We start from the raw sequence: 23,813 nt of genomic DNA, 5'->3' as shown, positions 1-23,813 counted from the left end.
AGGTTATGGCGGGTGGTAAAGGTATATGAGCGAATCTGTCTTTAGTTTCATAGAGCTGCTTGAAATTGCTGGAGGCATATTCTTTTTCAGTTTGTTTAGGTATGGATTAAGTAAGCATAATGCCACTTGGAAGTTTATTATTCTTGAATACTTTGCTATTGTTATAAGCATTTGGATTATTAAATCGTTAGTTAATCTTATTTTTGGTTAGGGGAACATGTCTGGTGATAAACCAGATACATACAAGACATTCCCAATAGATGCACCTATTCAGTTACTTGGTAGCAGCCATGACCCATTCTCTACTTTCAACGGATAGTGTTTCATTTGTAGTAGGTAGCATATTAGTACAGAAAATAGAGGTTCTCCGCCCCACTTTTTCAGTCCGCCAATCCATCTCCGCTTATTTTTGGTGACATGCTTGGCATACCCAAGAGTGGACTCAATCTCTCCTTTTGCATATGGTGGGGATAACAGCTATGATAATTTAATTCTGTTACCAAAAGACTTCCACCGAAAAGAGGTTACTCCTTGGTGGGCTAGTTATGGCAAATATGTACCTTCTGGTGATGACTATTAAAGAATAGTAGGTGATTCTCCTTGAAGAACAATTTATCTGAATTGGTATTGGAAGGGTTTAAAAAAAGACTCGATAATAGTAATCGATTATTAGTGCAAAATAGGAATGGAAAAGTCGATACAGCCCAGTTTACATTTAACCCTCCTGCTAATGCGGAAGAAATTGAGGAGTTTTTAAGGAGCACTCACTGGCACTTACCAACTGACTATAAGAATTTTCTCCTAATCCATAATGGAGCATGGCTGTTCAAGAGTGTAAGATATGGTGGAGGATATGAGTTACTGAGCCTAGATGAAATTAAGGATAATCATCTCGATTATATGCCTGTGCATTGGTACCCTATCTCGATTAACAATGGTGATTACATCTTTATTGATTCTAACCGAGTCAAGGATGGTCAAAACAACTATTTAGTTTGTTTTAATCATGATGATGTTTCAGTCTCAGAAGGTTATTACTTAAATATGAATTTTGAAACTTGGTTGGAAAGATTAATCATTGCTCAAGGAACAGAGTTTTGGACTTGGTAAGTGGAAATAAAGAAGGGGCTGTTTCAAAAGTCGATTTTTCGACTGAGAGACACCCCATTTTTTAATATCGAAACTCTTGATACATCAACGTTTCAGAGGGACTTCTCTAGTTGTAAGGAAGATGTGGAAGCATTCATTTAAGCTTACTCTAAACAGATTGAATCTGCCCCCTACTTTCACATAGAGTACAATGCCAACGGGAAAGCAAATTTTATAGGAAGTTACCTCGTTTAAAGGGTTGGATGTTTTTAATATCAAGGTAGAAAAATTTGTCGAAGAGATTGATAAAATATCTCCATATGACCGAGAGCATTGGGAGCTAGGAGGACTTTATATATTTGATGTCACTGATTGGTGGAGAAGTTATCGAAGAAACTAGTATAAAATTGGACTGTCATTGAAGGATGTGATCCTGTGAGTAATCCTTTTGAAGCCCTCATTAGTAAGATCAGGGGGAGTAAGACAAGTGTAGACGGGAACGTGCATATCAAAAACGAGGAATATCAATTTACATTCTACATCTCGAACGAGTCTATCACAGATACAAAGGAGAAATTAAAATCGTTTGAGTTACCAGAGGATTACGTCAGTTTTTTAAGCCACTACAAAAGTGCAACACTATTCAAGAGCGCCAAGCATAACTCTGGGGGTTATGATGTGCTAAGTACCGAACTCGTCATTGGGTACTGGAAAGCCTACAGCATCGACCATCCTTACTATCCTATCGTTTGGAGCGATAATTCAAATAGCTGTATATGTGTGGATCAAGACAGAATACATAGTGGCAAAGGTTACCTCACATGGGTTGGATCGATACTACCAGACGATACTATCGACATAGACCTGACGTTCACTGAGTTACTGGAACAACTTATTGAGCATGACGGAATTGAGTTTTGGGATCGAACCATTGAGGAGGAAGAGTAAGAAAAAAGGACGCCATTTATAGTGTGTCTTCAGGACGGGCGAATAGTTAATGGTTCTACTGAAATCAGTTACAACTTCCAAAACCCACTAAGAAGGGGGCTTAGCCTTAATCGGCTAGCCCCTTAATTTCATCAATATTACGCACTCCACATGCCCTGTATGCGGGGTCACACCTCGTTTACCCACCTACTGTTACAATCTAATCTAATCCTTTAAAGTCAAAGATTCTTCTATTACCCTCATGTTCTTCTATACGTCAATCTACTGTGTGATGTTAGCATTTCACATCAAATTCACATCAGTCAGAGAAAAAATTTCCCCAAATATTATACCCCACCATACTGCAAAAATTTTTTAAGCTATTTCATCATTCTAGCAACATTCTTCTACAAAATAACTTACATTTGGGTACACTTGTTTATTTTTCCAAATAGAAATACAATGAATTTTGTCGAGACCATTATACTATGGAGGAGGAGTTTGGATGTTTGACAAAAGGCACTATGTACCTATTCTAAAATGGAAGCAAGGTGAGCAGAAAGCAATAGAGTTACTTCCCCTTACCGTAAAACAAGGCCTAACGCCTCTATTAGAAATTCCACCAATTGATTGGGATTTTGAAAACGAAGCTCCGAAGAAAACAATCGACGAACATCTTGCAAACGTAAGTGAAACCCTTTCACGTTCTTGGGGATTAGATCGCCCATTATATCTTGATTTAAACTTTATAGAATCAAATGAGCGCATGGCATCTGGTCAGCATCCATTAGGTTATATATTTAACCAATTACGAACTGATGGAATTAATGCCATTCCAGTTACAGGAACTAATCGAGATTCTGCTTATCAAATAGAAGTTATCTCAGTGCATCAACGGGATCAATTAGGTATATGCATTCGATTAACAGAAGAAGATTTTGACGACCTACAAGTAAATATTGATTCATTGTTGACTACATTGGGTGTAGACACTACCGAAATAGACTTAGTTATTGACTATAAATACGTCAACCCCAATGACAGAACAAGAACTGCACTGTTTATTTCAGGTCTTATAAATGGATTACCTTATCTGAATAGTTGGAGAAATCTTATTCTTTGCGGAACAGCATTTCCGAAAGACCTTTCGGATGTAGGGAGTAACACCATTGATCAAATCGAGAGATCAGAATGGATTATTTGGAAAAGACTCATTCAAACAAATAGGGTTAATAGAACTCTTACATTTGGTGATTATGCTATTGCGAATCCAGAGCCGTTTGAAGCTGATCCCCGTTTAATTAGAATGAGTGCAAATATTCGCTATACTGGAGATGATAAGTTCATCATCTTCAAAGGTCGTGACTTAAGAAAATACGGTCATAATCAATACTATCAACTTGCCGCACAAGCGGTCGCTCATCAAGAGTATAAAGGTGCTGGATTCTCTGCTGGTGATCATTACATTCAAGAAGTTGCAAATCAATCAACCACTCCAGGTAATCCAGCGACATGGCGGAGAGCAGGTACGAATCATCACTTAACATTAGTAGTTAATGAGCTCTCCACCGTGGCCTTGCCTTAAGACATCTTCGTACTTCGTCTTGTAACTCTTTAAGCGGCAATTGTTTTGCCAATGCATCCCATAATATATTTCGGGGTTTGCTCATCAATCCTTTTTGCAAACCCCGTTCTTTTAAGATGCCTAAAGCCTCGTCTCTCCACAATAACTGAGCTACAGCAAAAGGATCAATTTGAGTATTCCTTTGAGGTTCTCGAAATGGGTAAAAATACACTACCCCATCCTCTTCCATCTCCACACGAGTTACTCCCCACCATTCAGGAATAATGTCAATTATACCCTCTATAAAACGAGAAGCGGTTAAGATTGTAACAGTATCAAAAACCTTATTATATACCTCACATTGTCTTGGCAGTCTCTCCAATGTGTCACTTTCACTTTTTATTTCATACCCATTAATAGCACCATTTACAACTGCAACATCAATTCTTGCATCACCTTGGCAGAGACCAAGCTCATCAAGAATTAATGTATCCGGTTCTTCTTTATGCTCATTTTTTAAAACGAAGTGGAGAGATGTGCGAATATCGATATCTCTAGTTTTCACCTAAGTCCACCCCTCCCAAGAATCAAGTAGCTAACATGCAAAACACGACCATTTTATCTACTTTCTACAGGTAGATACTGGGCGTGTGTCGTTTATTTTATCACAAAAACCGTTGATTATTCCAGTAAAAAAATCCCACAAAAGACAGTATATCTCTGTTGGTTTTATGGATAACTCTTTAATTCTACCATTTGGCGATCTCCCTAGCTATCGGTGCAATTCTTACCCGTAGTCCCAAGTTCTTGTACGATAAGATTAAGGGTCTCTAAATTGAAATAGAATCCCTTGTGTGCTTTTAATGTGACGATCACTTTTATGACTCTAATGCCTTAGTAATCTTACCATATATGTGTTTTAGATTTTCCGAACTTGCCTTCTCAATATCTCTTCCTAACGACATGAAGACTCCTCTGGCAATATAGTTCAGAACTCTTTCGTGATGGACATCAACTATAAATGCTTTTTCAGGTAGTTCGGAATCCACATGAGCACCACCGCTTTTATTTGCAGTAAGTTTTATGAAATTCTTTATAGTTATCTTATGGTGGTTTTCACCTAGCTGGATTTTATAGATTACCTGATTAAGCCATTGATCTAATCCAACCCTAGGTTTAGTGACATCAAACAATAAATCACCAGGTATAAATGAACTGCCTTTATTATCTAATTTAATAAATGCGTTACTTACCGGATATAGAGTTGGATCAGATTGTACCTTCTTTAATAATGAATTATCTCTTCCATCGCTCCAATCACATAAAATGATCCTCAGTTGAATAGCTAAAACATTATTAAATTCCTTAATATCAAAAAATTCTACCATTATCAAGCTGTATTCTAAGATTTTTAATGCCTCTTGCAATTTGTTGTGATTGCCTTTTTGGGATCTTTTAAAAATTAGTTCTTTTTGTTTCGTCATCTAAACACCCCTTCTTATTTTCTTCATCTACACATTCTCCTAAAAATCGGAAGTCCCTCTCATCTGGTGCATAATCTCTTTCCAGCGTAAACCGTTCCAATAGATACGTAAACATTCAATAGGTCCGTGAACATGCTTTATCGTCCTCATCTTTGTGAACGCCTGTAGACGATACTTTAAGCTCCAAGACATTAATCACATCAATCCTCAATTGTATTGTATACCTTTGTCATCTCTTATAAATGCCTCTGGATGGATTCGGATACATACGGGCTTGCTGTTGATGACCCTAATGTGGAGCCATCCATCGGTGCAGACCTCCAGCAGATCAATACCAGCATAGAAACAATGTTTCCACGCGTTTTTGTTTCCCCACTTCGAATTGTGATTACCCTTGTTCCCCTTGGCGATCTGATTCCCTGGAACGAATCTTCCTCGAACGTCTCTACCGTCCATGCATCACCCCACCTTTTATTTACCGTGTTCGTCTCGTAAACAGTAAACGTACCACAGAAGAAGATTCATTACTCTGATGCATGAAATTTTTCAACTGGTCGATTTAAACTACTTATTCTGCATTCCATCCTTCGGTTTCGACACATTTTCAAAGGAAATGTTTCAAGATATTGACGGTACGATTGTAGAATGCTCCAATACCTTGCTTTATCTTCTTCGTCTTCGACCTGTAAATATCCGCCTCTAGTTAATAGAACGAGAATTTCCCGCTCATTTTCATCTAACAGCATGCCTTTCGATTCAACAAACTGAACAATAGATGCTACTCTTCCAAACCTGTTATCCTCATATTTATACTCCTCAATCAAATCTAGCAGCTTATTGTCAGGATAAAACCATTCCCCGCGTTTCTTTAATCCCTCGAATTTTTCGTGAAGATATGATTCGAGCGCTCGCCCCCCAGTAGTCCAATGTAGGAGTTCTAACTCATCAGAATTGCCAGTTTGTAATTCTTTAATGCGACTATAAACATCGTCAGCATGCCCAATTTTTATTATTCTTTTATCTTTTTCTTGAATGAAATAAACTTTCGACCATACATTAATTGGATCAAGAATAATCAAACTCTGCACCTCCACTAGAATATGTTTTTAACCCCTCATTTTATTTACCTGTCCATTATATTATTTCCTGCAGAAAACCTAATGTTATCCCGTTCTAGGCACATAGATCAGTATCCGTTTTATATTTTTCAAGATCAAGATATATCCAGTCTTCAAATAAGGACACCCTTCCTAAAAGCAATCCGCCTACCCCCACTCACCTTCCCACCTTTCAATTAAGTCCACAGGCTTGTCAACCAATATGACAATCTGAAAAATTCTCCTGTCACCACTAAAACCCGTGCCGTTACTACATTCATCTAGTCTGTGGTGACAGTGACAATACTCCCCCTTATTTAGGGGTACTACCCTCATCCCCTCCCCCCCCCTCACTATCTACTTTTTAGAGTAAAGAAGAAGAGTACTGTCACCTTTGTCACTAAACACTGAAAACCAGCTCCGTAAATGGTTTTTTCCGGTGACAATTGTGGGTGTTTAGTCGTCAGCTAATTGGCATGTTCGTGACTATTTAAGTTTGTTCACGCTGAAGTTTATTTTTCGTTCCTTATTTGTTCGTGGCAGTTCCTCAAACTTAATTCCCCGCGCCCTCAATGACCGAGCAATGCGGCGTACCCTGTCTTTAAATTTGTACCGCGACGGCCATGCTTTGCGATCTGCTGACCAAACAGTAGCAGTCAAGTTTGAGAATATCCTCTCCTTTAACACAAAAAACAGAGCATGAAAAAGCACTAGGGACGAACTTACCCCCAGCGCCTTCTTTTTGTTTGTTTATTCTGTGGTCGAATGCTTTTCTGTCTCTTATGCTATGTTTTCACATCAAATTCACATCAACAGGCAATAAATTGAACTGTTACATATAAATCAGGATTGCTGTAACAATGAATAAATCCTTATATAACAAAGCTTCTATTTCCTTGTTTCATTCTTAACTAACAATGCAACTGATTCTACATGCCCCGTATGCGGAAACATATCCACCGGCTGCACTTCCTTCACCTCATACCTCTCAGCAAGCACCTTCAAATCCCTCGCCAACGTAGAAGGATTACAAGAAACATAAACCACTCTCTCCGGCTGCATCTCCAAAATCGTCGTCAACAACGCCTCATCACAGCCTTTGCGCGGCGGGTCAACCACAATCACATCCGCCCGTATGCCCTTCTCTTTCCAAGCAGGAATGACAACCTCCGCAGGACCTGCCTCAAACGTCGCATTCTCCACGCCATTCAACTGCGCATTTCGATTCGCATCCGCAATCGCTTCCGGCACAATCTCTACCCCATACACATGCTTGGACTTCTGCGCCAAAAAGAGCGAAATCGTCCCGATACCGCAATACGCATCAATCACCGTCTCCGTACCAGTCGCACCCGCGTACTCCAGCGTCTTGTTGTACAGCACCTCTGTCTGAGCAGGATTAACCTGATAAAACGACCGCGCCGAAATGGCAAACTTGATCGGACCGATATAATCGTAAATCACGTCACTGCCCCATAGCGTCACGGTCTTTTTGCCAAAAATAACATTGGTCTTGTCCGGGTTGATGTTCTGCACGATACTCGTCACGCCAGCGACCTGTGTACGAATTGCTTCCACCAGCTCATCGCGCTGTGGAATCTGCTCCTCCGTCGTCACGAGCACAACCATGACTTCCCCCGTCTTGACGCCCACCTTTACAACAACATGACGCAGCAAGCCTGAATGGCGCACCTCGTCATATGCCGTGATATTCAGCTTGGTCGCCGCCTGCTTCACGGCTGCCACTGCTTCATCATTCACCTGATGCTGGATGAGACATTCGTTCATGTCGATGATCGAGTGGGATTTCTCCGCGTAAAAACCGCCGACCAACGCCCCGTTTTCCTCGCCGATCGGTACCTGTGCCTTGTTGCGGTAGCGCCATGGATCGCTCATGCCGAGTGTTGGATGAACGGTAATCGCGCCTTCCCCTTCGACTTGGAACCCGCCAATGCGCCGCAGGTTGTCCCGCACGATTTGCTGCTTGTGTCGCAGTTGCTCCTCGTATGCGAGATGCTGCAACGAACAGCCTCCGCAACGGTCGTACAGCGGACAGGGCGGCTGGAAGCGATGGGTACTCGCTTCTACTACTTCTGTCATCTTTGCAAAGCCGAAGTTTTTCTTCACATGATCGACGCGTGCATGAACCCGCTCTCCTGCAAGTGCACCATCCACGAATAGCGTATATCCTTCAATCCGGCCGACTCCTGCTCCTTCGTGATTCAGTCCGGTTATCTCCACTTCCACGGTTTGTCCGACACGTACAGGGACGTCCAGCTCCACTTTGGCTGTCGGGTGCGGACCGCGCCGCTTCTTTGTTGTCTTCGCCACTATCTATTGCTCCTTTTATCTTGCTCTATAGGTTTTCGTTTTCGCTCCAGGAAACATGCAGGGATGCACTGCGAAAAGCGGCATCCCCACGGCTATTGCTATTCATTTTACTATCTTCTTACGGGACGAACAACTCGATATGCCCCGGCAATGCTTCCACCACGCAAGGCAGCTGTCCGCCAAGCTCACCGTCCAGATTGAGCTGAACCTTCTCTCCGCCCGGCGAAGTGGCTTTGATATAATCTGCCTGGAAATACAGGATGTTCGGGTCCTTTAAGTGCTCGCCGCGAACTGCCTGTGTCGCCAGGCGGATAAACTCCGCAATATTCATCTTTTTCACGACGATGACATCCAGCTTGCCGTCTGACAAGTCCGCATCTGGGGCGAGCCTGTCGAAGCCGCCTACAGATCGGCTATTGGCGATGAGGAACACCATGATTTCTTCATCCAATAGCACCTCTCTGCGGCTCTCCAGACGCACACGGATCGGGTGTAGCGACGGCAGCTTCTCCAAGCCTTTGACGTAATACGCCATTTGTCCGATCAGCGTTTTCAGCTTGCTCGGAACCTCGTAGGTCAGGTTCGTCAGCGAGCCGCCACCCGCGATATTCATAAAATAGCGGTTGTTGATGCGCCCCAGGTCAATGCGTTTCTTCTTGCCCTTGGCGACAATCTCCGTTGCACGCGTGATCGATTTTGGTATACCGACCGCCCGGGCAAAATCATTGCTCGTTCCGCAGGGGATTATTCCAAGAGATGGACGCGCTTTATGCTCTGCCATCCCATTGACTACTTCGTATATGGTTCCATCTCCGCCAGCGGCCAGGATGACGTCAAAACCGCGAGCTACTGCACGAGCAGCTTCTTCTGTCGCATCATCTTCCCCTCTGGTCGCATAGCATGAAGTTTCATATCCGGCCGATTCCATTAAATCGAGGATTTCCGGCAACCGCCGACGCACGATCTCCCGGCCGGAGCTTGGATTGTAGATTAATCTGGCTCGTTTCAAGGCAGATCCCTTCTTCCTTCCCTCGCTCACGGGGGTACTCTCTTCCATCATATCCTGTATAGCCATTTTTGGGAATCGCTATGCTCCATATAGCGTGATAAGATAGAAAAAGATGGAAAACAAGGAGATAGGGGAGACGCTTGTGAAGAAGATCATCGTGGGAGTAGATGTGGGTGGCACTGCAATCAAGATGGCTTTGATTACGCCAGACGGCGAGCTGGTTACAAAAATGCAAGAACCTACGCCTGTTGCGGACGGCGAGGATGGCATTTTGCAAAAAATCGTAGACATGTCTCATGATCTTCTTGCGCAGCATGATTATTCTCTTTCACAAGTCTGCGGAATCGGTGTGGGAGTACCCGGCCCCGTCGATGGTGGAAAGGGGATCGTCTTCCAAGCGGTAAATCTTCACTGGCGCCAGCCCGTTTTACTAAAAGAAAAATTGGAAGCCCTTACAGGGTTGCCGGTCGCAGTCGACAACGATGCCAATGTCGCAGCCCTCGGGGAAATGTGGCAAGGTGCAGGCCAAGGTGCACAAGACCTTGTTCTCATTACACTCGGCACAGGTGTAGGTGGAGGCGTCATTTTGAATGGAAAGGTCATCCATGGCATTAACGGTGTTGGCGGCGAAATCGGTCACATCACCATGACTCCGGATAGTGGTGCCCCTTGCAATTGCGGCAAAACAGGTTGTCTCGAAACATACACGTCTGCGACTGCCATCATTCGTGAAGGGCGTTTTGCCGCTACAAATGGATCAAGCCCGGCGCTTGCCGCAGTACTCGCCACCAAAGGAAACATTGCAGCGAAGGATGTCCTCGAGGCAGCCGTAGCAGGAGACGCAGCTGCTCTCGCGATTATCGATCAAGTGGCGCTCTATCTCGGCCTCGCCCTTTCTCATTTGGCGAATGTGCTCAATCCTGCGAAGTTTATGATTGGTGGAGGCGTGGCCGCAGCAGGTGACTTCCTCTTTTCCCGAATCCGCGAATCATTCAAACGCTTTGTTCCATTCACCTACGTCGTCGAGTCCACAGAGATCGTTCCGGCCAAACTCGGCAATGATGCCGGTGTGTACGGTGCGGGCTGGTTAATCCGCTCACAGATGCACGAAACCTGATCGAGCCATAAAAAAGAATGGACGCTCCTGCACATGAAGCCTCACAGCAAGAGCGTCTTTTTGGAATATCCTTATGAAGAAGCCTGCCGAGACGCCAGCTCTGGTTCTCCGCCTTTCCCCGAAACAATCAGCGCAGCACCGACGAGCACTGCACATCCTCCCAACAGCTGAAGCAAGCTAAACGCTTCGCCAAACAACAACGCCGAAAACCCAAACGTGACAACCGGCTCCAGTGTGCTTAGTACCGACGCTTTGGTTGACCCGATCAGTTGCAAACCGCGGAAGAAAAAACTGATGGCGACCACCGTAGAAAAAACGACGATCCCCAACAACGCCCACCACCCTTGTGCCGCAAAAGACAGATCGATCCCTCCGTCTTTTAGCGCAATGAAAAAGGTGGAAATGGTAGCAAACAGGGCGATGTACGCGGATGTTACATAGGACGAAACGCCTTTTACCACCCGATTCCCCACCACAATATAAACGGAATAAAACAACGCCGCAGCAAGAGCCAACAATACGCCAATCGGCTGAATCCCGCCAAATGACAAGCCAAGCACCAGTCCAAGACCGACGAGTGTAATCAGCATGGCGATGACAGTCTTTTTCGTCAACCGCTCCTTCTCGACGAAGTAGCTCAGTATAGCAACAAACACAGGAAATGTGTACAGAAGCAAGGCCGCCATGGAGGTCGGGATGTACTGTACCGCAGAGAAAAAGCTAAGGGATTGCAGCGTGTACAAAATCCCGCCGAGACAAAACATCGCGCGCACCTGTCTTTTGTCCAAGCGAAGCGACTCCTTGCGCCAGAGCAACAAACCAAAAAACAGGGCAGTCGCCAATAAAAATCGCAAAAACAAAAGCGTCGAAACAGACACACCCGCTTCGTAGGCGTACACAGCAAAAATAGACATGACGCCAAAGCCAGCAGCCGATCCGAAAATATATAAGACTCCGACATACAGCGGATTCACAACATTTCACCAGCTTTCTCGAAATGACAGCGACGAGTGACGCGACAGGTCTGGGAAAAATTTTACGATCAGTGCTTTAACCCCGCTCCTTCTCTGCGGAATATGCGCGACGCGAGAAAAATAGTGAAAACCACATAGACAAGCAAGGAACCAATCCCCAGAAGCGCATGCATCGGGTCGACCTTGCCATAAAACACTTCCTTGGACAATGCGACACCGTTGAAAACAGGCATCACGTAGTAATGCGTGGGGATGTCGACCGGACTGATTGGCATCAACATGTACGACGGGACCATCGCCAAAAATATGACCGCACTCATGTACGTCTGCCCCTCTTTAAAAGACTTGGCAATCGTACTCAAAAGAAGTTCCAACCCTGCAAAGAGCGCCGCCAACAACAAAATGGTCACGATAAGCACCAACAAAGTGACAGGCGAGAAGAAGGCGAGTGTAAAATGATCTCCTTCCGTCCCCATTGGTCCAAGACGCATGGCCAGTGTGACAGAAATCAGTGACGCTACTGCCCCCATGGTACTCATGATCATCACAGCCAACAGCTTTGCCGTGAGGATGTGCTGGGCTGCAATCGGTGCCGTCAACAGCGATTCGAGCGTTCCCCGCTCTTTCTCACCAGCGACGAGATCATTCGCTGCGGCCATTCCCGCGGATGCGAGCGAGACAACCAACATCAACGGAATGATGCCCGCCAGCATCCCCCCCGACTTCCTTTCCTCAGAGGCTGTATTTTGAAAGGTGGAGACAATCGGTTGAATCGTCTGCTCGGACAAACCTGCTTGGTTCAACCTTTTCGCTACGACGTCTTTGCTGTAAGCCTCTACTGTCTGCTCGATCAGCGTACGGGCATAGACAGATTTTTGATTGGTCGAGTCATAGTCAACCGATAACTGCGCTGTTTTTCCCGCCGTGATCTCTTCATCGAAGCCAGCAGGAATTGTCAAAATAGCGCGTAGCTGACCTGCTTGCAGTGCCAGTTTCGGATCGGGCGGCTCCAGGATTTGAACAGCAGGATTTTTTTGCAAAACAGCAATCAATGAAGATGATCCTTGTACAGCTATCGGGATGTACTCCCTTGCCTCTTTTTCCACATTACTATACGACGTCCCGAGCAAAAAGAAGACGAACGGAATGACGAGCAATGGCACCAGGAGCGTTCCTATCCACGCCTTGCGATCGCGAAACAAGTCCATTAGCTCTTTTTTGAATACGGTCCACACGACATGTGAGCCCATCAGCCCTCGCTCCCTTCCACGACAGCCATGAAAATGTCGTCCAGATCCTCTGTCCCAAACTGCTCGCGCAGCGCATCCAATCCCCCGGCGAACCGCAGCTTACCCTTGTGCATGAGCGCAACTCTTTTGCACAGCTTGTTAATCTCGCCCATGTTGTGACTGGAAAACAGAATCGTCTTCCCCTCTTCCTGCAACTTTCTGACCATTCTTCGAAAGATTGTGGCAGCCGTTACATCCAATCCTGTCGTCGGTTCATCCAACAAAATGACATCGGGATCATGTACGAGCGTCCGGGCAATCGCTACCTTTTGCTTCATTCCCCGGGAAAAGGCATCCACTCGCCTGTCTAAAAAAACGTCCATCTCAAGCAGCCGACTCAGACTGTCAATCCGCTCCTCAATCCTCGCTTGCTCCAAACCGTATAGACGACCGAAATACGCGATATTTTCCCGCGCTGTCAAACGGCTGTAAAGACCCACATCTCCCCCGAACAAAATGCCGATTCTGCGGCGCACTTCAAGCGGTTGCTGTCGAACGGAAAACCCACTAATCTCGATGTCTCCCTCGGTCGGGGTCAAAACCGTCGCCATCATGCGCATCGTCGTTGTCTTACCCGCACCGTTTTCGCCGAGAAGTCCGTATACCTCGCCTGCCTCGACCCGAAACGATACATGTTGGACCGCTGCGATCTCCTTGAATCGCTTGCTGACATCCTTGACCTCAATCAACAGCAGCCCCTCCTCTCCCGTATTTTCCTAGAATCGTACCTTCAGCAAGTACGACGCCCGCTTTTCTCCCGTAAACGTCACCTGTACGACACCCGTCCGCCCGCGCAAAACTCGCGGTATAACGCCCGTGACATGAAATTCCCTTCGCTTCTCATCGACTCGCGCGATAGACACGGAGCCTGGGGGCGAAAAGACCTTGTCGCCTTCCAGTGTGTAAAACGAAAGGGTGATTTCCCCCGCTTGCCCGTGGGCTTCTCCCGAAAACCGGATGATCTCCATCATTCCTGACACCGCTGACACTCCCGTGAGGTCAAAAAGCGGGTGACGCAGATTCGCAAGCGTCTGTCCTTTTTTCCAGTCCTGCAAAAACGCGTCAAACTCCTGCACAGCAACCATCCACGCCGTCGAGGATGTCGTAGTCGTAGGGACATGCGAAGACATTGTACCAAACACAAGCGAAGAAGACGTCATCACCAGTGGCAACCAAATAGAAAACATGCTAATTCCCTCCAATAATTGGTTGCTCTTAGCATGCCCTCATAAAAGTTACCCGTATGTGCCTTTGGCGAATCAGAATCTTTTGACTTCAAGAACGGTAACTCTCGTATCCTACAGCGGATACCGCTCTTTCCAGTTGGTCAGGGAAAAGCCTTCAAACAGCGCGACGAAAGCTTCCGTATCGTTAATATAATGACGGGTTTCTTTTGCCTCTGGATGCTTTTCAAGAAACAGAGTCGCTACCAAATGGCTGACAGGAACACCTTCTGCCTCTTGATCGTAAATGCCCCGTTCAGCGAGCACTTTGCCAAAATAACGCACATAAGTGACGGTTATTGTTTTTTCTTGACCGTTTTCTTGCCACGTAGCAATGGAACGATCAAATGTATCAGACGGTGAACCACCTTTTCCAGGTGCCACACTTTCTCCTGCAACAGAAATGAGCTTCATGTACTTCCATCCTCCTTTTTCTTCCTGTACGTTCATTATAGGGGAGAGTGGAAATTGTTACAAATTGCTTTGTCATCTGCCATTGGAGAAACCCTTCGTTTACTTGTCTGATACACTAAATAGAACGGTTAAAAAACTCCAAATTTTTTTTTTCGCATCCCGTGTCAGAAAATCCGTGAACCCGAAGTCTACACAGTATATCAACAAATCACGAGGAGTTATTGCGATGGATCACTTGATAATCAGCCCCAAGACTCATGAGGAACACACCCAGATAGAAGACGAGGCTTTGGTAGAACAGGCAAAAGCCGGAGATCAGGAGGCGTTTAGCGAGCTGGTCAGGCGTCATCGCTCCAAAGTATACGGCTATGCTCGGTCGTACACACAAGAAGCCTTTCTTGCCGAAGACATCGTTCAGGATGCTCTCATTCGCGCCTTTTTGCACCTGGGAACATTGGTGGACAGCCGACGTTTCCTTCCTTGGCTGCATCGGATTGTACGCAATCAGGCGTACACACGGCTTTCGAAGGGTTCGCAAAAAAGAGAAACCCTCTTCTCGAGTCTGGGCAAACAAACGCCTGAGCAGGAACCGACTGACTGGGAGGACCTCGATAGTATTCTGCACAGACTGGGACGGTCTTGGTCACACTCTGCGCAGAACACCAATCCCGAAGAGGTCATGGTGCGGCGTGAACTGTTTGAGACGATCAGGAGCCTGCTGTACTGCCTCAATCCTCGGGAGAGACGCATTGTGGAATCTCATTTTTTTGATCATTTGGCCCCTCATGAGATCGCCCACATGTTCCAGATGTCCCAGGCGAATGTCTATCAAGTGCTATCGCGTTCTCGCAAAAAACTGATTCAGGAAAAAACTCGTGTCGTTGTTGATCAATACATGAAGACGAGAAAGGTTGCGGGGAGTATGAAACAAGCCGTATTGAATAAACCAGAAGCATTCACGATGCCTACTTGGGTTACTTGCGCAGCGGCACTATACGGAATGGTAGAATCGACCGAACGAAAAATGTCTTTGCCGATGATCCTTGGCTTGAGCGGCCATGCCTTTCGCCTGACAATCGTGCCTGAAAATATCCACATTGCGGGCCCGACGATGTTTCACTTTCAACGGGTCTTACAGCAGGGTTTGAAAAACATGGGCTTTGAATCTCGTGCCGTCACCTCGTATCATCTTTCCTGCGAACCAAGCATGAATGCCAATCAAGTTGCTCCCTCACTATTGAGCCAAGAGGCTCGCGAAAAACGCCAGCTGTCTGTCCTCTTGCCGGAAGCGTTGGAACTGGTTCACCGCTCCATCGACAAAGGGCATCCTGTGCTTGCTTGGGACCTGTTCATGCCAGAGTTCGGATTGATCTACGGCTATGATGATGAAAAAAGAATGTTTTACGCAGGAGACAACTGCCGAAACGACAGTACCATTCCTTATGAAAACTTGGGGCGGGGTATCGTCGAGGAGTTGTTTGTCCTTGCCATCGACCGTGCGTTTCCGATCGACCAACACACGATGCTCGCAAATGCTCTCCACTCTGCACTCGTTCATTATCGTGGAGAAGAACCGCAGGACGCGAGCTGCGTCAATGGTCTAGCGGCCTATGCTGCTTGGCAGGAGGCCTATGAAAAGGGAACGGTTGAGCCGAATGGCAACGCGTATACGACCGTGGTGAACGGGGATGCACGTCGCTACGCCTCTCTTTTCTGGAGCGAAATCGTTGATACGTGGACTGATTCTGTGTTTGATGAGGTTCGTCCCCTGATGAAAGAAGCAGCTAACTTGTACGGGGCGATTGCCGATGACTTTGACACGTTAAGCAAGCTCTTTCCGTTCCCGGCTGGAGGCGAGCCGAATGATACAGAGCAGGGCAAGCAGGCAGTTGCGTTGTTGCAGGCGATTGAGCGAAATGAGCGTGCTGCCGTATCGGTACTGGAACAAATACAGGCGGGACTCACTGCAAATCAGGCATCCACATAAAAGGGATAGAAAAAAGAACGCAGTCAGAAAAGCTGCGTTCTTTTTCGTTCGAATTATTCCTCGTATTCGCCCCATTCAAGTGTGCCTTTTACAGCATCTACGTAAGGCCAGCTCTTGCTCTTGTCAACCGTATAGACAAGGGTGAGAAAAGGAGCTTGTTTGCCTTTGTAGGTTGGCCAGAAGTAGGACAGCTTTACAGGGAGATTTTTGGCTACGATTTCAGCAGCTTGTTGCTCCGTTACGGATGGCTTCAGGATGGGAAGAGTACCCTCTTTTTCCGGCAAATTTACAATGAAACTAAATACTTGTCCACTCTCTATATCAACCTTCATCCAATAGTAACGGTCGAACACAGGCAACCCATCGTGCAATTCATAAAAAATGAAGGTATACGTTCCTGTTCCTGTGTCCTCCTCCTCTTCACCCTCTCCTTCATTCAACTCGATCATCCAATCAGCCAATTTCGGCTGTTTATATGGATCAAATATCTCAACCTGCCATTCAGTAGAGGATTTAGCGGCATATGGCTCGATGAAGGAAATTGCTTTTTTCAAGGCTTCTTCTTTCGATAAGGGAACAGGCAAGCTTTTTGTTTCCATAAAAATATCCGCACTAGTGACCGCTCCCGTAGAAGCATCCACCGAAATGGACACGTCTTCATACCCAAACTCATCGCTCCAGGAATGTATGATCTCACCATCAACTTCTCCTGTGTAGTATTCTGTGAACATCACCTTCGTATCCACGTCAAACAAGCCCGCGACGACTTTTTCTCCATCTGCCCTGCTTTTGACAATAAGCGGCTCTCCTTTTGGCGATAGCGTAATATTCTTCAGGTTGCCAGGATTTCTTTTTCCATTCCCGGCTAATTCAGTTCCATGAGTGAAGTCAATCTGCTTTCCTGTCACGGCATCGATGTAAGCGTTATTCATCCATAAGTATTGCATGCCCGGCTTGGCATCTTTCCCTTCCAGCATATAGCCCAACTCAAGACGATCAGGAGTGAAAAACTGCTTTTTGACAGCTTCTGGTGTCAGTGCCGTTTTCGGATCGGGGACCTTGGTCTCTTTCAAATCAAGTAGCTCACTGGATACACCCAAGATATGACCAGCATAATCCGTCGACACATATATGCCCATCCTATTCCCCAATATCTCCAGCCCATTTAGTTCAACTGGATAATAAACGGAGCGGTATATTGTTGAGTTATCAGTCAAATCTTCGGAGTCTTCCTTGTTAACAGCTTTGGATAATGTAGGCGAGCCTGCTTGTTTTCTTTTGTCTGCCCCTAATAACTCAAGCACTGCTTTTTCGGCCCGTTGCAAAATAATCTCGTCTGTCGCAATTTCCCCTTGCTTCCAAATATGCAAACTGGCGCTGTACATGATCAACTCACCTGTTTTTCTGTCAAAGACAACAATGGCACTCATGTCATTGGATTCGGGACTTTCCAGATTGAGGTTTAACAGATTTTCATCCATCTCACTTTTCACAATCGTTCGTTTCGTCAACGTTTTCAATGCAGGCTCCAGCTTTTCTAAAGCAGCTACGATCTGAGTGGCCCGCTCCGGGAGCTTTTCCTCACTTTTTGTAACAGATGCAATGTGGCTAGGATGAATTTCAGGACTTGCAGCCAAGGCTGTTCCACTTGTTGCTGGCAACATCATTGCTATTGTCAATGCGATTGCTGTGCGTTTTCCATTTCGTTTCATTAAATCTCCTCCTTCTTTCTTAATCCTCGTACTCTCCCCATTTAAACGATCCGTTTACGGCATCGACGGTTGGCCAGCCTTTGCTGGTATCGAGCTTGTAAACGAGAATGGGTGCATTCTTCTCTCCTGACCTCGGCCAGATATAGGTCAACTTGACCGGTACCTGTTTGGAAACAATATCTGCTGCCTGTTGGGCCGTTACAGATGGTTTGAGCACAGGATATTTACGATCCTCTGCTGGAACTGATGCCACGAATTCAACGACTTTTCCCTTATTTGGATCAATTGCTACTCCGTAGGAATACTCCATGAGTGGTATCCCATTTTGTTTTTCGAGAAATAAAAAGCCATACTGCTCAACGGATTTCTTGTCCTCTTGCTTGCTTTCCTCATACATCTCGACTTGCCACTCGGCTTTTTTAGCATAAGGCTCCAGGAACGTAATCGCCTTTTGCAAGGATTGCTCCTTTGTTAGCGGCACTGAGAGATTTTCGATATGTGCCCAATTTACGTATCCGCCGATATCGCCAGTCACTTCGTTCACCACAATAGATGCCCGATTATAATCGATAGTGTTCGACCAGTCATAAGTGATTTCACCCTGCTGTTCGTCTTTTCGATAGGTTGTATACAGCTTCTTGGTATCAACCCCAAACAAGTTCTCTAAAATTTGCTGATCCGTTGCGCCTTTTGCAATGAATGGCTTTCCTTGGGGCTTCAAAGAGATGTCCTTGATATCAGATGCATGGAGATTTCCATCCCCTTCGTCTGCTCCCCATTCCATTTCGATCTGCTTTCCCGTCAATGCATCAAATATTGGTGACGTCCTCATGGTGTATTCAATACCGGGTTTCCCATCCATTCCTTCCCATACATAGCCATAACGAAGGCGTTCGGGCGTAAATATTTGCTTCTGGATCTCTTCTTTTGCCACAGCTTTTTTCGGATCAGCAACCTGTATCCCCGTCAAATCGAGCGGTTGAAAAGATAGGCTTAACAAATGCCCGCCTGAATCCATTTCCACATCGATACCAAAGCGCGTTTCGTCTATTTCCAGACCATTTAGCAGAATCGGAAAGTACACATTCGGGTATATAAACAACTCTTCTTCACCGTATACCGTTTTCGACAATTGAGGCGCATCTGTCATTTTTCGCTTCTTTTCTCCGAACAACTCTTTCACAGCTTTCTCAGCCTTTTGCACGATGGCTTCGTCTGTTACTTTTTCATTCTCTTCCCAAATGAATGGGGAAGCCTCGTAACCAAGTAATTCACCGCTATGGCGATCAAAAAGCAGATATGCACTCATTTCAGTATCGTCAGGATGGCTCATATACAAATCCACTTGATTTTCATCGTAATCAGAAATAACGACCTCTCGGAACGTCAGAGCTTTTAAGGCAGGCTCCAGCTTCTCCAGCGCAGCGACAATCTCTAGTGCACGAGCAGGCAGCTTGACTTGTTCTTTGGATGGGTTTTCAGCATTTTTCAAAATCAATTCCGGACTTGCAGCAAATGCTTGGGCACCCGTTCCCAGCAGCATGGTTGTCACTGCAAAAGCAGCCGTCGCACTTTTCCAATTTGGTGTCATGAACATTTCTCCTAATCAATTATGATGATAGCTATGCATTCTATCTTACTTTTTTCCCACTATTTAGCATAGATCCCCGCACAAAAAAACAGCACTTTCCCTTTACAGAGAAAGTGCTGTCATATGTTTTGCCCTACAAGCTGTTCAATACTTCCTGAATCAACTTGTTTACCATTCCCGGGTTTGCCTTACCTTTGGTTTGCTTCATGACTTGGCCTACAAAGAAAGCAGCTGCTTTTTCGTTTCCGGACTTGAAGTCTGCCACGGCTTGCGGGTTGGAATTGACCGCATCAACGACGATTTGACGCAGAGCGCCTTCATCACTGATTTGGACGAGTCCTTTTTCTTCGACGATCTGCTTCGGCTCTTTGCCGGTCTCGACCATCTCTTTGAAGACGGTTTTGGCGATTTTGGAGGAAATGGTTCCGTCCTCGATCAGCTTGATCATCTCACCCAAGCCTTTTGGTGTCATTTTTACATCAGCAAACACCAGGTTGTTGGCGTTGAGGTGTGCCAACAGGTCAACCATCAGCCAGTTTGCTACTGACTTCGGCTCTGCTCCTGTTTTCACAGTCTCATCAAAGAAATCAGCTGTCTCTTTGGAGATCGTAATGACTCCGGCATCATCCCGAGACAAGCCAAACTCGTTCACATAGCGAGCCTGACGAGCATCTGGCAGCTCTGGAATGGTTGCGCGAACCGCTTCAATCCACTCCTCGGAAATCTGCATGCGAACCAGATCCGGGTCTGGGAAGTAACGATAGTCGTGCGCTTCCTCTTTGGAACGCATTGTCAACGTCTTCTTGTTCGCTTCATCCCAACGGCGCGTTTCCTGAACGACCTTGCCACCGGAAGAAACTACCTCCGTTTGACGCTGTACCTCGTACTCCAAGCCCATTTGCACGTTGCGGAAGGAGTTCATGTTTTTCAACTCAGCCTTGGTTCCGAATTCTTCTTGACCATACGGGCGGATGGAAACGTTGGCATCGCAACGCAGGGAGCCTTGTTCCATGCGAACGTCAGATACTTCGGTGTACTGGATGATCGCTTTCAGCTTTTCCAGATACGCACGTGCTTCCTCCGGTGTGCGGATGTCCGGCTCGGAAACAATCTCGACGAGCGGTACCCCGACACGGTTGAAGTCTACCAGAGACTCTCCGCCAAAATCGCTGTGCGTCAGCTTGCCCGCATCCTCTTCCAAATGCAGACGAGTGATCCCAATGCGCTTCGTCTCACCGTTTACTTCGATGTCGATCCAGCCATTGTAGCCGATCGGTTGGTCAAACTGCGAGATTTGGTACGCTTTTGGCGAGTCTGGATAAAAGTAGTTCTTGCGGTCGAACTTGGTCTCGCGGGAAATCTCGCAGTTGAGGGCGAGCGCTGCTTTCATCGCGAACTCTACCGCTTGCTTGTTCGTTACAGGCAGTACACCTGGATGTCCCAAGCAGATCGGGCATGTATGTGTATTCGGCGGTGCACCAAATTCAGTCGGGCAGCCGCAAAAGATTTTACTGTTGGTCGATAGCTCGGCGTGAACCTCCAAGCCGATGACGGTTTCGTACTTGCTCATGCTCTTACCCCCTCACCCATTCCGGTTTGCGACCGTAGAAGCCTGCTGTTTGCTCATACGCATGGGCTACGCGCAATACGGTGGATTCGTCAAATGCACGACCTACGATCTGCAAACCGATCGGCAGACCGTTTTTGGAGAATCCGCACGGCACACTGATTGCTGGCAGACCAGCCAGGTTTACAGGAACGGTACAAATATCCTCCAGATACATTTTCACCGGATCATCTACGTTTTCGCCTACTTTGAAAGCCGTAGAAGGCGTGGTTGGATGCAGGATGACATCGTAGTCAGCAAAAATGTTGTTGAAGTCCTGGATGATCAAGGTACGCACCTGCTGCGCCTTTTTGTAGTAAGCATCGTAATAACCAGACGAGAGCGCGTAGGTTCCGAGCATGATGCGGCGCTTCACTTCTGGGCCAAAGCCTTGGCTGCGAGATTCCTTGTACAGCTCGATCAGGTTTGCCGCATTATCTGCACGCACCCCATAACGAACGCCGTCAAAACGAGCCAGGTTGGACGAAGCTTCAGACGAAGACAAGAGGTAGTAAGCTGGCACTGCATATTCTGTGTGCGGCATGGAAACCTCGCTCCATGTAGCACCCATGCTCTCCAACTGCTTCAATGCTGCCAGAACCGCATCGCGAACCTCAGGGTCAATCCCTTCTCCGATCAACTCTTTTGGTACCCCGATACGCAGTCCTTTTACATCTCCAGTCAATGCAGACAAGTAATCCGGTACGTCCACATTGGCTGAGGTAGAGTCGTATTCATCATGTCCCGCAATCGCTTGCAGCACATAGGCAGAATCCTCAACATTTTTCGTCACAGGTCCGATTTGATCCAGCGAGGACGCGAAGGCAACCAGCCCGAAACGGGATACGCGTCCATACGTAGGCTTCAAGCCGACAACGCCACAAAAAGCAGCAGGCTGACGGATGGAACCACCTGTATCAGAACCAAGGGTGAAATAAAAATGACGCGCAGCCATTGCCGCCGCTGAGCCACCGGAGGAGCCACCCGGAACGTAGTCGGTGTTCCATGGGTTTTTCGCTGGGAAAAAGCCGGAATTTTCGTTGGAGCCGCCCATCGCAAACTCGTCCATGTTCAGCTTCGCGACGATGACTGCATCGGCTTCCTTCACCTTTTTGGAAACAGTCCCGTCATGGACAGGATCGTAGTTCGCCAAAAATTTGCTCGCGCAAGTCGTGCGAACGTCTTTTGTAACCAGGTTGTCCTTTAATCCGGCAGGCAAGCCGTAGAGAAGACCCAGCTCCTCATTTCCCTTGACCAGACGCTCGTCCAATTGGCGGGCATGAGCCAAGGCTCCCTCTTCATCTACATGCAGGACGGATTTGATTTCTTCGTCATGCTCCTTGATGCTAGCGATGGAAGCCTGCACCAGATCCGTTACCGAAATCTCTTTTGCGCGCAGCGCGCTATGTATCTCAGACAATCGCTTGTCAAACAGCGACACAGTGGGTTCCTCCCTTCTCGTTATCCAATAGGTTATTCGAATACAGCCGGTACTTTAAACTGCCCGTCTTCGTGATCTGGTGCGTTTTTCAGCACGTCTTCACGTGGCAGGGACGGTCTGTTTACGTCTTCGCGCATGACGTTTTTCACGTCTGTAGCATGACTGGTTGGCTCAATATTGGATGTATCGAGCTCATTGAGTTTGGCTGCAAAATCAAGAATCGCATTCAGGTCTTTTGTGTACCGCTCCGCTTCTTCCTCAGTGAGCTGCAAACGGGCCAAATTAGCTACATGTTCCACTTCTTTGCGAGTAATGGCACTCATTCTTTCCACCTCCGAATCGTATCACATAACTTTGATCTTACTTGAAAAGAGCAGGTTCAGTCAATTTTCACAAGGATTTCGACGGGGAAAACAAATAATGTTTTCGGAAAAAAAATATTGATCGATTATTAACCAGTAAAAACACTCTGTCCGGCTGTTGTGGTGGGAAGGAATCAGGAGAAAACGCTCAGCTTCTAGGTCCACCCCGCTGGGAGATTGACTGACCGGCTCCATGAAAAAAAGCGAAACCCGCGTCCAAAGTAGTCCTTTCAGGGGGTGTCTCAGAGGTGGACGCTAAGGGCTTGTTTCTCTTTTTTTCATTGCGCCTCGGTCGGTGTCCCTAAGATCTTCGCTTATTTCTCCTGTTTCCTCGACGAGCTATCAGTTTGATTCGATTTTTTAATGCCGTAATAGATGGAAGAAAGTAATCAGTTACGACAGAGAAGAATATTTCCAGACGTAGCGACTTGTGGAGTCCTACCCAGCGCAGAAGGGATTAGCGGGAAGTAGAAACGCAACGTGCCCGAGCTACGAAGCGGCTACCACTTTTGCGTTTCCCCGCTAAGCCCTTCGGAGCGGACAGTCTCAACCCTCAACGGGACGGAGCCTGGAGCCTAGACTGGAAATATTCTTCT

The 23,813-nt window shown here is 46.5% G+C and carries 20 protein-coding genes; 5 read left to right on the top strand and 15 right to left on the bottom strand.

What is annotated here, in order from left to right:
- Window positions 1-600: 600 nt before the first annotated feature.
- The 3 genes from HP567_RS06580 to HP567_RS06570 all read left to right on the top strand — a co-directional run bounded on the left by HP567_RS06580 (window position 601) and on the right by HP567_RS06570 (window position 3,601).
- Entirely contained in the window at window positions 601-1,110 is a 510-nt protein-coding gene (locus HP567_RS06580) for an SMI1/KNR4 family protein (protein ID WP_173610594.1), read from the top strand.
- A gap of 414 nt (window positions 1,111-1,524) precedes the next feature.
- Window positions 1,525-2,037: an SMI1/KNR4 family protein gene (locus HP567_RS06575; protein WP_173610595.1), complete on the top strand. Its 513-nt coding sequence runs from the start codon at window positions 1,525-1,527 to the stop codon at window positions 2,035-2,037.
- A 484-nt stretch (window positions 2,038-2,521) separates the two neighbouring features.
- Complete coding sequence (locus HP567_RS06570) at window positions 2,522-3,601, top strand: beta family protein (RefSeq protein ID WP_173610596.1); 1,080 nt, start codon at window positions 2,522-2,524, stop codon at window positions 3,599-3,601.
- Here the strand turns inward: HP567_RS06570 and HP567_RS06565 are convergent.
- From HP567_RS06565 to HP567_RS06545, 5 genes are all read right to left on the bottom strand, one after another.
- Window positions 3,570-4,145, bottom strand: a complete 576-nt coding sequence (locus tag HP567_RS06565) for a sce7726 family protein (RefSeq protein WP_173610597.1) — start codon at window positions 4,143-4,145, stop codon at window positions 3,570-3,572. The genes HP567_RS06570 and HP567_RS06565 overlap by 32 nt on opposite strands.
- A 313-nt stretch (window positions 4,146-4,458) precedes the next feature.
- Complete coding sequence (locus HP567_RS06560) at window positions 4,459-5,064, bottom strand: hypothetical protein (protein ID WP_173610598.1); 606 nt, start codon at window positions 5,062-5,064, stop codon at window positions 4,459-4,461.
- A 524-nt stretch (window positions 5,065-5,588) separates the two neighbouring features.
- Complete coding sequence (locus HP567_RS06555) at window positions 5,589-6,143, bottom strand: GIY-YIG nuclease family protein (protein WP_173605882.1); 555 nt, start codon at window positions 6,141-6,143, stop codon at window positions 5,589-5,591.
- A gap of 906 nt (window positions 6,144-7,049) precedes the next feature.
- On the bottom strand, window positions 7,050-8,492 hold the full coding sequence (rlmD, locus tag HP567_RS06550) for a 23S rRNA (uracil(1939)-C(5))-methyltransferase RlmD (protein WP_173610599.1): 1,443 nt from the start codon (window positions 8,490-8,492) through the stop codon (window positions 7,050-7,052).
- Window positions 8,493-8,610: 118 nt separating this feature from the next.
- Window positions 8,611-9,501 (bottom strand): diacylglycerol kinase, encoded by an 891-nt coding sequence (locus tag HP567_RS06545; protein WP_173610600.1) that lies wholly within the window; start codon window positions 9,499-9,501, stop codon window positions 8,611-8,613.
- Between the two features lie 142 nt (window positions 9,502-9,643).
- Here HP567_RS06545 and HP567_RS06540 point away from each other — a divergent pair, with 142 nt between their 5' ends.
- Window positions 9,644-10,618, top strand: coding sequence for an ROK family glucokinase (locus tag HP567_RS06540; RefSeq protein WP_229087937.1), 975 nt, complete (start codon window positions 9,644-9,646; stop codon window positions 10,616-10,618).
- Between the two features lie 71 nt (window positions 10,619-10,689).
- Here the strand turns inward: HP567_RS06540 and HP567_RS06535 are convergent, their stop codons facing one another.
- From HP567_RS06535 to HP567_RS06515, 5 genes are all read right to left on the bottom strand, one after another.
- Window positions 10,690-11,592 carry a DMT family transporter gene (locus HP567_RS06535; RefSeq protein WP_173610602.1) on the bottom strand — a complete coding sequence of 301 codons (903 nt, stop codon included), beginning with the start codon at window positions 11,590-11,592 and terminating at the stop codon, window positions 10,690-10,692.
- Window positions 11,593-11,660: 68 nt separating this feature from the next.
- Window positions 11,661-12,842, bottom strand: a complete 1,182-nt coding sequence (locus HP567_RS06530; protein WP_173610603.1) for an ABC transporter permease — start codon at window positions 12,840-12,842, stop codon at window positions 11,661-11,663.
- Window positions 12,842-13,570, bottom strand: coding sequence for an ABC transporter ATP-binding protein (locus HP567_RS06525; protein ID WP_173610604.1), 729 nt, complete (start codon window positions 13,568-13,570; stop codon window positions 12,842-12,844). Before HP567_RS06525 ends, HP567_RS06530 begins: the two co-directional genes overlap by 1 nt.
- A 27-nt stretch (window positions 13,571-13,597) precedes the next feature.
- The gene (locus tag HP567_RS06520) at window positions 13,598-14,068 is read right to left on the bottom strand and encodes a hypothetical protein (protein ID WP_173610605.1); all 471 of its coding nucleotides are present in this window, start codon (window positions 14,066-14,068) and stop codon (window positions 13,598-13,600) included.
- A 111-nt stretch (window positions 14,069-14,179) separates the two neighbouring features.
- Window positions 14,180-14,518, bottom strand: a complete 339-nt coding sequence (locus tag HP567_RS06515; protein WP_173610606.1) for a hypothetical protein — start codon at window positions 14,516-14,518, stop codon at window positions 14,180-14,182.
- Between the two features lie 226 nt (window positions 14,519-14,744).
- Here HP567_RS06515 and HP567_RS06510 point away from each other — a divergent pair, with 226 nt between their 5' ends.
- Window positions 14,745-16,505, top strand: a complete 1,761-nt coding sequence (locus HP567_RS06510) for an RNA polymerase sigma factor (RefSeq protein WP_173610607.1) — start codon at window positions 14,745-14,747, stop codon at window positions 16,503-16,505.
- A gap of 53 nt (window positions 16,506-16,558) precedes the next feature.
- Here the strand turns inward: HP567_RS06510 and HP567_RS06505 are convergent, their stop codons facing one another.
- The 5 genes from HP567_RS06505 to gatC all read right to left on the bottom strand — a co-directional run bounded on the left by HP567_RS06505 (window position 16,559) and on the right by gatC (window position 23,178).
- Window positions 16,559-18,217 (bottom strand): YcdB/YcdC domain-containing protein, encoded by a 1,659-nt coding sequence (locus tag HP567_RS06505; protein ID WP_173610608.1) that lies wholly within the window; start codon window positions 18,215-18,217, stop codon window positions 16,559-16,561.
- Between the two features lie 19 nt (window positions 18,218-18,236).
- Entirely contained in the window at window positions 18,237-19,808 is a 1,572-nt protein-coding gene (locus HP567_RS06500) for a YcdB/YcdC domain-containing protein (RefSeq protein WP_173610609.1), read from the bottom strand.
- Between the two features lie 133 nt (window positions 19,809-19,941).
- Entirely contained in the window at window positions 19,942-21,378 is a 1,437-nt protein-coding gene (gene gatB, locus HP567_RS06495; RefSeq protein WP_173610610.1) for an Asp-tRNA(Asn)/Glu-tRNA(Gln) amidotransferase subunit GatB, read from the bottom strand.
- A gap of 4 nt (window positions 21,379-21,382) precedes the next feature.
- Complete coding sequence (gatA, locus tag HP567_RS06490; RefSeq protein WP_173610611.1) at window positions 21,383-22,855, bottom strand: Asp-tRNA(Asn)/Glu-tRNA(Gln) amidotransferase subunit GatA; 1,473 nt, start codon at window positions 22,853-22,855, stop codon at window positions 21,383-21,385.
- Window positions 22,856-22,887: 32 nt separating this feature from the next.
- A complete protein-coding gene (gene gatC, locus HP567_RS06485) occupies window positions 22,888-23,178 on the bottom strand; it encodes an Asp-tRNA(Asn)/Glu-tRNA(Gln) amidotransferase subunit GatC (RefSeq protein ID WP_007717539.1) in 291 nt (96 codons plus the stop codon).
- Window positions 23,179-23,813 lie beyond the last annotated feature (635 nt).

The sequence above is a fragment of the Brevibacillus sp. M2.1A genome (assembly GCF_013284355.2).
GTDB lineage: Bacteria > Bacillota > Bacilli > Brevibacillales > Brevibacillaceae > Brevibacillus.
The sequence above is the reverse complement of the archived record's forward strand: the minus strand, read 5'-3'. Positions and strand labels throughout refer to the sequence as shown.